11 protein-coding genes and 1 pseudogene are annotated in these 11,455 nt (G+C 62.8%); 4 read left to right on the top strand and 8 right to left on the bottom strand.

Annotation, left to right across the window (positions count from 1 at the left end; translation table 11 throughout):
* Nucleotides 1-88 precede the first annotated feature (88 nt).
* Nucleotides 89-892: a helix-turn-helix domain-containing protein gene (locus NKJ81_RS04840; RefSeq protein ID WP_352539807.1), complete on the bottom strand. Its 804-nt coding sequence runs from the start codon at nucleotides 890-892 to the stop codon at nucleotides 89-91.
* A 115-nt stretch (nucleotides 893-1,007) separates the two neighbouring features.
* Between NKJ81_RS04840 and NKJ81_RS04845 the strand changes: the two genes are divergently transcribed.
* A complete protein-coding gene (locus tag NKJ81_RS04845; protein ID WP_352539808.1) occupies nucleotides 1,008-1,868 on the top strand; it encodes an SMP-30/gluconolactonase/LRE family protein in 861 nt (286 codons plus the stop codon).
* Between the two features lie 15 nt (nucleotides 1,869-1,883).
* On the opposite strand, the pseudogene NKJ81_RS32620 reads toward NKJ81_RS04845, so the two are convergent.
* The 3 genes and pseudogenes from NKJ81_RS32620 to NKJ81_RS04855 form a co-directional block, all read right to left on the bottom strand.
* A pseudogene (locus NKJ81_RS32620) lies at nucleotides 1,884-2,131 on the bottom strand (sodium-independent anion transporter); the annotation flags it as partial.
* Between the two features lie 259 nt (nucleotides 2,132-2,390).
* The gene (locus NKJ81_RS04850; RefSeq protein ID WP_352451848.1) at nucleotides 2,391-3,092 is read right to left on the bottom strand and encodes a phosphatase PAP2 family protein; all 702 of its coding nucleotides are present in this window, start codon (nucleotides 3,090-3,092) and stop codon (nucleotides 2,391-2,393) included.
* A 14-nt stretch (nucleotides 3,093-3,106) separates the two neighbouring features.
* Nucleotides 3,107-3,445 (bottom strand): hypothetical protein, encoded by a 339-nt coding sequence (locus NKJ81_RS04855; RefSeq protein ID WP_023679017.1) that lies wholly within the window; start codon nucleotides 3,443-3,445, stop codon nucleotides 3,107-3,109.
* A 201-nt stretch (nucleotides 3,446-3,646) separates the two neighbouring features.
* On the opposite strand from NKJ81_RS04855, the gene NKJ81_RS04860 reads away from it, so the two are divergent.
* A complete protein-coding gene (locus NKJ81_RS04860) occupies nucleotides 3,647-5,638 on the top strand; it encodes a PhoX family protein (RefSeq protein ID WP_352539809.1) in 1,992 nt (663 codons plus the stop codon).
* 101 nt (nucleotides 5,639-5,739) lie between these two features.
* Here the strand turns inward: NKJ81_RS04860 and NKJ81_RS04865 are convergent, their stop codons facing one another.
* From NKJ81_RS04865 to NKJ81_RS04880, 4 genes are all read right to left on the bottom strand, one after another.
* Entirely contained in the window at nucleotides 5,740-6,420 is a 681-nt protein-coding gene (locus tag NKJ81_RS04865) for a GNAT family N-acetyltransferase (RefSeq protein WP_352539810.1), read from the bottom strand.
* Complete coding sequence (locus NKJ81_RS04870) at nucleotides 6,417-6,908, bottom strand: MarR family winged helix-turn-helix transcriptional regulator (RefSeq protein WP_352539811.1); 492 nt, start codon at nucleotides 6,906-6,908, stop codon at nucleotides 6,417-6,419. The genes NKJ81_RS04865 and NKJ81_RS04870 overlap by 4 nt, the downstream gene beginning before the upstream one ends.
* Before the next feature lie 166 nt (nucleotides 6,909-7,074).
* Nucleotides 7,075-7,836 carry an ABC transporter permease gene (locus tag NKJ81_RS04875; RefSeq protein WP_352472853.1) on the bottom strand — a complete coding sequence of 254 codons (762 nt, stop codon included), beginning with the start codon at nucleotides 7,834-7,836 and terminating at the stop codon, nucleotides 7,075-7,077.
* 14 nt (nucleotides 7,837-7,850) lie between these two features.
* Nucleotides 7,851-8,777 carry an ABC transporter ATP-binding protein gene (locus NKJ81_RS04880; protein WP_352539812.1) on the bottom strand — a complete coding sequence of 309 codons (927 nt, stop codon included), beginning with the start codon at nucleotides 8,775-8,777 and terminating at the stop codon, nucleotides 7,851-7,853.
* Between the two features lie 262 nt (nucleotides 8,778-9,039).
* Here NKJ81_RS04880 and NKJ81_RS04885 point away from each other — a divergent pair, with 262 nt between their 5' ends.
* Nucleotides 9,040-10,413, top strand: a complete 1,374-nt coding sequence (locus tag NKJ81_RS04885; RefSeq protein ID WP_352539813.1) for a cytochrome ubiquinol oxidase subunit I — start codon at nucleotides 9,040-9,042, stop codon at nucleotides 10,411-10,413.
* Entirely contained in the window at nucleotides 10,410-11,414 is a 1,005-nt protein-coding gene (locus tag NKJ81_RS04890) for a cytochrome d ubiquinol oxidase subunit II (RefSeq protein ID WP_352539814.1), read from the top strand. Before NKJ81_RS04885 ends, NKJ81_RS04890 begins: the two co-directional genes overlap by 4 nt.
* The last annotated feature ends 41 nt before the right edge of the window (nucleotides 11,415-11,455 follow it).

An 11,455-nucleotide genomic window follows, 5' to 3' on the forward strand; every position in this document is an offset into this window, starting at 1 on the left:
CCGGTTTGCGGCCGATACTCAGGGGGTAAGAAGCTCAGTCAGACTGGCTGCCGCCAACAGCCCGGACTCGGTCGTTCTGCATTTTGACCTAGGCCGGCAGACGTCGTCCGTTTGCGGCAGCCGCAACTCGATCGTCGGTCCGTGCGCCTGCGTCGCGCGGATGCGGCCCGATCGGCATGATCACCGGGAACGGCGTTGCGCCGAACGCAAACGTCCATTTGTAGCCGACCAGTCTGTCTTCAGGCGTCGTGTGCTGGTCGTGATGAGCAAGCAATTTGGCGCGCTCCGCCAATTCCTCCGCCTCGCGCCTGACCATTTCCGCCGTTTCCGGCCGCATCCGCCTGGAGAAGCTGACGAACGTCGACTCGCGCTCAAGATGGGTGACGGCCCAGCCGATGAAATTCTTGTTGGTCGTCTCGAACAGCGGCCGCAATGGCCCCTCGAAATTCCACTGGATCGGCGCCTCGATCAGCAGCCTTGCCGACAGGCCGCGACCGAGCGCGACCAGGCCGAGTTCCTCGAGCTCGCGCAGATAGAGGAACATCGAAGCCTCGCTCAGCCCTTGTGAGCGCATGATGCCTTCGGGCGTGAATTTCTCGGAAAGCATGACAAAGACGAACAGCAGTGCCGGCCGTCCGGCGAGCTTGCGCTCGATCTCCGGCGCGATCTGGTTGGCGGGTCCTGGTCCTCTGTTCATAGAGCCGAGCACGTTCTCCAACTCTACGCCGGCGGCAGTGCAGATCTCCATCAGCCGGTCGAGCTTGCAGTTGCGCTCGTGGAAGATGCGCTTCACCGTCGGCTCGGAAACACCCATCCGCTCGGCAAGGACGCGATAGGTGATGCCCTTTGCCTTAAGCGTCCGCTTCAGCGCTTCGAAGATCAGGCCGTTCATGGGATGCACCTCTTTTGCACGATTTGGTATCAGCCTTCGGTACTAGTCCTTATAGCTCTTCCCGAAAAGTATCGAAAAGCCTAGCTCTCCGCCAGTCCATTACAGGAGACTAGCCATGAAGAGCCTCTTCACCTCGATACTTCTCGCCCTGGTCGGCATCGCCGCCGCGCCGGCAGTTCAGGCCGCTGAACTGTGGCGCACCGGCGGCCTCGAGCAGCCTGAATCGGCGCTGTTCGACGCCGCCGGCCAGCGCGTTATCGTCTCGAACATCGTCGGCAATCCCGGCGAAGCCGACGGCAACGGCTATCTGTCGATCCTGTCGATGGACGGCAAGCTCGTCACGCAACACTGGACCGACGGCATGGACGCGCCCAAGGGCATGGCGATTGTCGGCGGCAAACTCTACGTCGCCGACCTCACCCATGTGCGCGTCGTCGACCTCGCAAGCGGCAAGCTAACATCGACGATCGACGTGCCGAACGCGGTCTTTCTCAACGACATGACCGCTGATGCATCCGGCAATGTCTACGTCACGGATATGCTTGCCGATACGATCTATCGCATCGACCGCGACCGGCCCGAACTGTTCGTCAGGGATGCGGCGCTTGCTTCGCCGAATGGCATCTTCGCCGATGGCGGCCGGCTGATCGTCGCTTCCTGGGGCAAGGGCATCAAGCCCGACTTCAGCACCGCGGAGCCGGGCGGCCTGCTCTCGGTCGATCTTGCTACCAAGGCCGTTTCGCCACTGGCTGGCGCGGAAAAGTTTGCCAACCTCGATGGCGTCGTTGCCATCGGCGGCAGCATCTACGCCACCGCGTATATGACCGGCACGCTCTACCGCTACAAAGCCGGCGGCACGCCGCAAGCGGTTGCGACGTTCAAGCCGGGCAGCGCCGACATCGGCACCGACGGCAGGTCGACAATCTTCGTGCCGCTGATGAACGAGGGCGAGGTCTCAGCGTTAGGCCTCGACTAAGCCGGCGTTGCCAGCTCAGGCGACGGGCGCGGCTCTCCTCAGCTGCGCCCGCGCATCCGTGGTCGAGGCGCGTAAGTCACCAGCGGCCGCTTGACGCCGTGGTTGATCAGCATGCGGCGTATCCTGGGCTGAAGCGCCTGATATAATGAAGCGAACGCCGGCGCGGCTCGCTTGTGGGCCGCGCCCCCGATGACATTGGCTGCCGTCGAATCGAAGATCGGCACCGCCGAACAGTCGAGGATGAAGTTCCTGCGCTGGCGTGGTCGGCGACGTCTTCCTGTACCAAGGATTGATGGTCTGCCTCCAAACATGCAGCACTCTTTGCCAGCCGATGCGCTGTCATGCTACAAACCTCGGCATCGTTTGGCGGGACATCCACTGCGATCCCGATTGCACAGGCACGACTTCAAAAGGATGAGCGGGTGAAGATATTCAAAGCGTTGGCGACCTCGACAGCCTTGCTGTCGATGGTTTTCCTGCTGGCAGGCTGCGGTCATGGCCTGATCAACAGGCTGATTTGAGTCAGGTGCCGTCGGCCCGCCCAAGCCATCGCTGCAGGAACCGTGCCGCAAGCCAGCACAGCATCGCCCAGGCAAAGCCGGCGCACCAGCCGGCCAATACGTCGGACGGCCAGTGGACGCCGAGATAGATGCGGCTGATGCCGACCACCACCGTCGTCAGCACCGCCAGCCCGAGTACATAGATCTTCGTTGTGCGCCCGGGCAAAACCCGCGCCGCCATGCTGCCCAGCGTCAAATACGTCACCGCCGACAGCATGGCGTGGCCGCTCGGAAACGAAAGCGATGCCACATCGGCGAGATGCGAGACCAGATCGGGGCGCGGCCGGTCGATGTCGAATTTCAGCACGCTTGACAGGAGCTGGCCGCCCGCTACCGCGACGAACATGAGAAGCGCCGCGCCTGGCCTGCGGATAAGAAGCAGATAGACGATCATTGCTGCCGTGATCAGCAGCAGTACGCTGGCGCTGCCGAGGCTGGTGATGTCGCGCATCGCTCCTTCCAGCCACGCCGGTCCGATCGGATTGTCGGGCTGGCCGGCCTTGCGGAAGGCAAGCAGGATTTCGGTGTCGAAGGCATGCGGCGTGGTGGCCCGCGCCAGCTCCATCAGCTCCTCGAACCCCCACAGCCCGCCGGCAATGACCAGCCCGGCCAGCAGAACCGGGAACTCCAGCCAGTTGGGCAGTCTGCTTGCAATCTTCTTCATCGGCCCGATCGCAGTTACAGCCTTTGCAGATAGGGCCCGAGCGTGATCAGCGCCACAGCTGCGATGGCAAGCACGATGCCGGTTGCCTGCAAGGCATTGACGCGCTCGCCGAAGAAGACCAGCGCCACCACATTCACCGACACCAGCTGGATCACCGCCGACAGGCTGAACGACACCGACATGCCGAATTCACGGATCAGCCTCAGCATGATCAGATTGCCCAGCGAGTAGAGCGCCAACGTCAGCACGATCTTGCCGAGGCTCGGCGCCAGCCCCCACTGTTTTGCGGCCATCGCCGCCAGCAGGAAGATCACCGTCGAGACGCAGAGCTGCCCAAGTCCCCAGAAACTCACTTTTGTTCCTCCCGATGCGGTCCCTACCGCCTGCCGCAGCTCTTGTTTCCGAAGCGCCGGTCGCGGTCAAGCGGGGCCGATGTTGGATACGAAATCGCAGGTGGCAATTTAGCCGGCATGTCATCAAACTGTGACCTGCCGGTAATACCGGATTGGCCAGGCAACACGCTCCAGCAATCCATCCAGCCAGAGGCAGGCCCTATGACCGAACATCGCACCCCTGACGCCCATTTCCGCACCAGCCTGCTCGAGGAAAACGATGGGCCAGGAGCCAATCCCACCGGCAACCGCACCATGGGTGAGATCATCGCCGCGCGGTTCTCACGCCGCGGCTTCCTCAAGGGTTCGCTTGCCGTCTCGGCCATAGCCGCTACCGTCAGCCCGCTGGCGCTGATCACCTCCGACAACGCCCGCGCCGCCGAAGGCTCCGCCTTCGCTTTCGACGAGCTCGAGGCCGGCATCGACGACAAGCATCACGTCGCACCTGGCTATGACGCCGACGTGCTGCTGCGCTGGGGCGATCCGCTGTTCGCCGATTCGCCGGGATTCGATCCGACAAAACAGTCGGCGGAAGCCCAAGCCAGACAATTCGGCTACAACAACGACTATGTCGGTTATATCCCGATCGACGGCTCGGCCGAGCACGGCCTGCTGGTCGTCAATCACGAATACACCAATCCGCACCTGATGTTTCCGGGCCTCGTCACCATCGTCGATGGCAAAGCCAAGCAGGCGCCCCTCAGCAAGGAGCAAGTCGATGTCGAGATGGCCGCGCATGGCGGCACTATCGTCGAGATACGCAAGGTATCAGGCAAATGGCAGGTCGTTCGCGACGGCAAGCTCAACCGCCGCATCACCTCCAACACCGAGATCGCGCTCTCCGGCCCGGTCGCCGGCCACGACCGCGTCAAGACCAGCGCCGATCCGACCGGCACGAAGGTCATCGGCACCATCAACAATTGCGCCGGCGGCGTCACGCCGTGGGGCACCTATGTCATGGCCGAGGAGAACATCCACGGCTATTTCTCGGGCGAGCTGCCGCAGGGCCACAAGGAGGCGGCCAATTACAAGCGCCTCGGCATTCCCGGAGGTGCCTATGAATGGGCAGCGCATTACGACCGTTTCGACATCGGCAAGGAGCCTAACGAGCCGAACCGCTTCGGCTGGATCGTCGAGGTCGACGTCCAGGATCCGACTTCGGTGCCGAGGAAGCGCACCGCCATGGGCCGCTTCAAGCATGAGGGCGCCGAATCGATCGTCGCCCAGGATGGCCGTGTCGTCTTCTATCTCGGCGACGACGAGCGCTTCGACTATGTCTATAAGTTCGTCACCACAGGCAAGTTCGATCCGGACAACCGCGCCGCCAACATGGATTTGCTGGACGACGGCACCTTGCATGTCGCCAAGTTTGCCGACGACGGTTCGGTCGAATGGCTGCCGATCGTCTTCGGCCAAGGGCCGCTGACGGCGGAGAACGGCTTTGCCAGCCAGGCCGACGTGCTGATCGAGACGCGCCGCGCCGCCGACCTGCTCGGCGCCACCAAGATGGACCGCCCGGAAGACATCCAGCCCAATGCCGCCAACGGCAAGGTCTATGTCATGCTGACCAACAATTCGAAGCGCAAGGCCGACCAGGTCGACGCTGCCAACCCGCGTGCCGAAAATGCCTTTGGCCACATCATCGAGATCGTCGAGGACGGCGGTGATTTCACCGCGACAAAGGGCAGGTGGGAAATCCTGCTGAAATGCGGCGATCCCGCTGTGGCCGACGTCGGCGCCACCTTCTCGACCGCAACCACCGCCAATGGCTGGTTCGGCATGCCGGACAATTGCACGGTAGATTCGGCTGGCCGCCTCTGGGTCGCCACCGACGGCCAAGGCCCGAAAGCCACCGGCCGCACCGACGGTCTGTGGGCTGTCGATACGGAGGGGACGGCACGGGCGACATCAAAGCTGTTCTTCCGCGTGCCGATCGGCGCCGAAATGTGCGGTCCCCTGTTTGCGCCGGACGACCAGACCGCCTTCGTTGCCGTCCAGCATCCGGGCGACGGCGGCGAGGACTGGGAGGCTTTCGGCCGTCCGTCCTACTATGAGGATTTGTCGACGCGCTGGCCCGACTTCAAGCCGGACATGCCGGTGCGCCCGGCGGTCGTTGCCATCACCAGGCAAGGCGGCGGCAAGATCGCGGTCTGACACGCAGCAAGGTCTTGCAGTCTCAAGGAAGGATTTCGGCGGTACGAAATCCTTCCTTCCGATACCGGATGCATCCATGCTGCGCATCATGCGCCGACTAATCATTCGGTGCGCTGAACCACGGCCACATTCATTGTGCTTCGCAACCTGAAGCCGATGGACTCGTATAACGCTATGGCCGCGGCGTTGCTGGCATAGGCGTGGAGATAGGGAACTTCGCCGCGCGCAACTATCCGGTTTGCCACGAATAGGGACAGCAGCTTTCCTAGGCCACCGCCGCGAAATTCCGGATGTGAGCACACCCCGCTGAGTTCGGTATAGCCAGGTTGCTTCATGCGCTCGCCGGCCATTGCCGCGAGCCTGCCCTCGATTTTCACACCCCAAAAATCGCCCAGGCTCAAGGCTTCGAGCGTGAATGGGCCAGGCTTGGTGAGCAATGCCAGGGCGAGCATCTCAGCAGCATCGTCTCGGGTCAGACGATGCACGCGCGGGTCGGAGACGATCTGCAATGGCTGCTCGGCGATCATCTGAACCCCGGCTGCGGTCGAAGTCGCGGAAAGCCCCGTGGGCAGAGCAATCGCGTCCGCTTGAAGCAGGATCACACTCTCGCCCGGGGAGACAAGCTTTTCGAGCGCCCGCAGGCTTTCCGGGTCGTCCGCGCCAGTGGCGGCGAAAGGGACGATCGACGGCCGATATCGCATGGCGAGGTTGTCACCCTCCGCGAAGGCCCGATGTCGCGTCTGAAGCCCGCTCCAGATAGGGCGGTCGAGCAGATGTCTCATTGCGCGGCACCCTCAGGCTTATTTACACGACGGTCGAGAGGGGCAGCGGCGAGGCCGTCCTCGATGGCAGCCAGCTGCTCAAGAAGCGGCCCCGAAAAACCTGCGCACAAATCCGCGACCACGTTCTCGATGCAAGGCCAGACGTCGCGCTTTGCGACATCGACCAGCCGCCGGCCGTCCCGAGTAAGCGAGACGATCCTGCGCCGCTGGTCATCGGTCGACGGACTGACTTCGAGCAGTCCCAATTCGGCCAGAAGCGAGACGCTTCGCGTTACGCCTGGCTGCGCGATGCCAAGGGATTGCGCCAGTTCCCCGACCGACAGCGGACCCAGCCTGTCGAGCGCGGCCAGCAGCGGGTATTGGCTCGCCTGAACCGGGACATCCAGCCTGTCGAGCAGGCGCTGCGCCTCCGCTTGCAGTTGCTCGCCTATACGCTTCAGCCTGCTGCCCAGGCACAGAAAGCCAAGCGATCGTATGACGTCTTCCATAGGCCAATTCATCCCCATGAACATCGATAACATGATATATAACAATGCATGAAAAGCAAGATCGAGGCATTCAAGCGCGGGCTCCAGGCATCGGGCGCAGGCCTATCGCCTTCGGCAAGGAAAGGTCGATCGATCAGGCTGCTTCGCCTGGACGAGGCCCGTTCGATCAGTTGCGCAGCCGGTAGCCGGTCCTGAAGATCCAGGCGACGATCGTTATGCAGATGAGCAGGAAGACCACCGTCATGCCGAGGCTGACGCCGACCGAAACGTCGGACTTGCCGTAGAAGCTCCAGCGGAACCCACTGACCAGGTAGACCACCGGGTTGAACAGCGTCACCGTGCGCCAGATGCCGGGCAGCATGTTGATCGAATAGAAGCTGCCGCCGAGGAAGGTCAGCGGCGTGATGATCAGCAGCGGCACTAGCTGCAGCTGCTCGAAGCTCTTCGCCCAGATGCCGATGATAAAGCCGAACAGGCTGAAGGTCACCGCCGTCAGCACCAGGAAGGCGAGCATCCAGAACGGATGCTCGATCGTCAGCGGCACGAACAGCGAGGCCGTCGCCAGGATGATCAGGCCAAGCACGATCGACTTTGTCGCCGCGCCCCCGACATAGGCGATGACGATCTCCAGATAGGACACCGGCGCGGACAGCAATTCGTAGATCGAGCCGACGAATTTCGGAAAATAGATGGCGAAAGAGGCGTTGGAGATCGATTGCGTCAGCAGCGACAGCATGATCAGCCCCGGTACGATGAAGGCGCCGTAGCTGATGCCGTCGATCTCGGTGATGCGCGAGCCGATGGCCGAACCGAAGACGACGAAATAGAGCGACGTCGAAATCACCGGCGAAACGATGCTCTGCAGCACAGTGCGAAGGGCGCGCGCCATCTCCACCCGATAGATCGCCCATACCGCATGAAGATTCATGGCCGCGCGCGGGTTCATGCCGGTTTCCTCACCAGGTTGACGAAGATCTCCTCGAGCGAGCTGTTTTCCGTATCGATGTCGCGGAACTGGATGCCGGCCGCCTCGAGCTCGCGGATCAGCGAGGCGACGCCCGGCCGTTCGCTCTGGTTGTCATAAGTATAGGTCAGCTGTCCGCCATCCGGCGAAAGCTCCAGCGCGTAGTGCGAAAAAGCATCGGGAACGGTGGCCAGGGGACTGCGCAGTTCCAGCACAAGCCGTTTGCGGCCAAGCTTGCGCATCAGCTCGGCCTTGTCCTCCACCAGCACGATCTCGCCGCGGTTGATGACGCCGACGCGGTCGGCCATCGCCTCGGCTTCTTCGATGTAATGCGTGGTCAGGATGATGGTGACGCCGTCTTCGCGCAGCCGGCGCACCATCGCCCACATGTCCTGGCGCAGCTCGACGTCGACGCCTGCCGTCGGTTCGTCGAGGAACAGGATGCGCGGTTCGTGCGACAGCGCCTTGGCAATCATCAGCCGGCGCTTCATGCCGCCGGACAGCGTGATCGCCTTGGCGTCCTTCTTGTCCCAGAGCGACAGGTCGCGCAGCACCTTTTCGACGAACGCCTTGTCCGCCGGCTTGCCGAACAGGCCGCGGCTGTAGTTAACCGTCGCCCACACGCTCTCGAAGGCGTCGATGGTCAGTTCCTGCGGCACCAGCCCGATCAGACTGCGCGCGGCGCGGTAGTCGCGGTTGATGTCATGGCCGTCGACGGTGACGGAACCCGACGAGCGGTTGACGATGCCGCAGACGATCGAGATCAGCGTTGTCTTGCCGGCGCCATTCGGCCCGAGCAGCGCAAAGATCTCGCCGCGCACGATGTCGAGATTGATCTCCTTCAGCGCCTTGAAGCCGGTGGCGTAGGTCTTGGAGACCCCGGAAATCGAGATGATAGGCTGCATGGCTGAAAACGACTGCTTGAAACAGAGTTGTTGGTTTAATCCGCTGAATGTCGGTTCGCAAATCCGGATGTCAATGGCGCTTCTGACAGTTCTGGACATCGAGGTTCGCCGGAATAGGCAACACCTGCCCGGTCGTCCAGCCAAATTCCACGCAACAGCAGACTAACCGCACTGCGGCGTTCCGCCTCGCGGCGGGACGCCGCTTTGACCGTCCGGTGCATCAAGCCTATCCTTCAACAAACAAGCAGCAGCCGGAGCCGCCATGGACCCGCTCATCCTGTCGCGCATACAGTTCGGCGCGAACATCTCGTTCCACATCCTGTTCCCGGCGATCACCATCGCGCTCGGCTGGGTGCTGCTGTTCTTCAAGCTCCGCTACAACGCGACAAACGATTCCGCCTGGATGCGCGCTTATTTCACCTGGGTTAAGGTATTCGCGCTGTCCTTCGCCATGGGCGTAGTTTCCGGCGTCACCATGAGTTTTCAGTTCGGCACCAACTGGCCGGGCTATATGGAGACGGTCGGCAACATTGCCGGCCCGCTGCTGGCCTACGAAATCCTGACCGCCTTCTTCCTCGAGGCGGCGTTCCTCGGCATCATGCTGTTCGGCTTCCGCCGCGTCTCGAACCGTGTCCATACGCTGGCGACGGTGCTGGTGGCCGGCGGCACCACCTTGTCCGCCTTCTGGATCATCGCGCTCAATTCGTGGATGCAGACACCGGCCGGTTTCGAGATGCGCGATGGTGTTGCGCACGCCACCGACTGGTGGGCCGTTGTCTTCAATCCGTCCATGCCCTACCGGCTCGTCCATATGCTGCTTGCTTCGGGGCTGACCGTCTCATTCCTGATCGCCGGCCTGTCGGCGCTGCGCTATCTCTACGGCGATCGCTCGGAATCGATGTGGAAGGCCTTGCGCACCGGCGTCTTCACCGCCGCTATCCTGATTCCCATCCAGATCTTTGCCGGCGACCAGCACGGCCTCAACACGCTGGAACACCAGCCGCAGAAGATCGCCGCCATGGAAGCCAACTGGAACACCGGTCCCAACGTGCCGTTGGTGCTGTTTGCTCTTCCCGATGAAGCGGCCAAGGAGAACAGGTTCGAGCTCACCATTCCCGACGGCGCCAGCCTCATCCTCAGGCACAGCGCCAGCGGCATCGTGCCGGGTCTGAACGATTATGCCGGCAACCATCCGCCGGTATTTCCGGTGTTCTGGGGCTTTCGCATCATGGTCGGCACCGGCCTCCTGATGCTCGCCGTCTCCTGGTCGGCGGCCTTCTTCCTCAAGCGCCGCCACGGCCTGCCCAAGCCGCTGGCGCTCGTCATGGTGCCGATGGCGCTGTCCGGCTGGCTGGCGACGCTGGCCGGCTGGTACACCACCGAGATCGGCCGCCAGCCCTGGCTGGTCACCGGCGTGCTGCGTACCGCCGATGCTGTCGGGCCGGTCGCCGGCAGCCATGTCGCGCTGTCGCTCGCGGTCTATCTCATCCTCTACGTGCTGCTCTTGATCGCCTATCTCGGCGTGTTGGTGCATCTGGCATTGAAGGCGGCGAAGGATGGTGACACCTCGCCGCTGCCGGGCGTCATGAACAGGCCGCTGTCGCAGCCGGTTGCGCAACCAGGAGAAACATCATGAGCGTCGACTGGCCGACCCTGCTGCCTCTGATCTTCGCCGGGCTGATGGGCCTCGCTATCCTGATCTACGTCATCCTCGACGGCTTCGATCTCGGCATCGGCATCCTGTTCGCCGCAGCCGAAGACACCGAACAGGATACGATGATCGCCGCCATCGGCCCGTTCTGGGACGCTAACGAGACCTGGCTGGTGCTGGCGGTCGGCCTGCTGCTGGTCGCCTTTCCATTGGCGCATGGCACCATTCTGACGGCGCTCTACATTCCGGTCTTCGTGCTGCTGGTCGGCTTGATCCTGCGCGGCGTCGCCTTCGATTTCCGCGCCAAGGTGCCGGCCGGCAGGAAGCACCGCTGGAACCGCATCTTTTTCCTCGGCTCGGTCGTCGCGTCGCTGGCGCAAGGTTATATGCTCGGCGTCTATGTGCTCGGCCTCGACGTCGGCCCTGGCGGCGTCGCTTTCGGCGCGCTGGTGGCGCTCTGCCTTGCCGCGGCCTACGCGGCGATGGGAGCGGCCTGGGTCATCTATAAGACCGAAGGCGATCTGCAGAAGAAGGCGGTGCTGTGGCTGCGGACGGCGCTGGTGCTGACCGCGCTCGGCATGGTCGCGGTATCGCTGGCCACGCCCTTTGCCAGCGCGCGCATCTTCGACAAATGGTTCGTCTGGCCGGCCATGCTCTATTTGTCGCCGCTGCCGATCCTGTCGGCAGTGCTGTTCCTGTGGCTGTGGCGCCAGACCTTCCATCTGCCGAAACCCGGCGACCGCCACGCGCTGCTCCCGTTCCTGACATTGGCCGCGATCTTCACGCTCGGCTTTGCCGGCCTCGCCTGGTCGTTCTACCCCTTCGTGGTGCCCGACCGGCTGACCATCTGGCAGGCTGCTTCGGCACCCGAAAGCCTGGCCGTCATCCTGGTCGGGACGGTCGTCGTGCTGCCGATCATCATCTTCTATTCGTTCTTTGCCTACCGGGTGTTCGCCGGCAAGGCGACGGATCTGACCTATGACTGACCGGCATAGCAGTCGCAGCCTGAAACAGAATATTCATCTTC

The sequence above is a fragment of the Mesorhizobium sp. M0018 genome, from assembly GCF_040323955.1.
Lineage (GTDB): Bacteria > Pseudomonadota > Alphaproteobacteria > Rhizobiales > Rhizobiaceae > Mesorhizobium.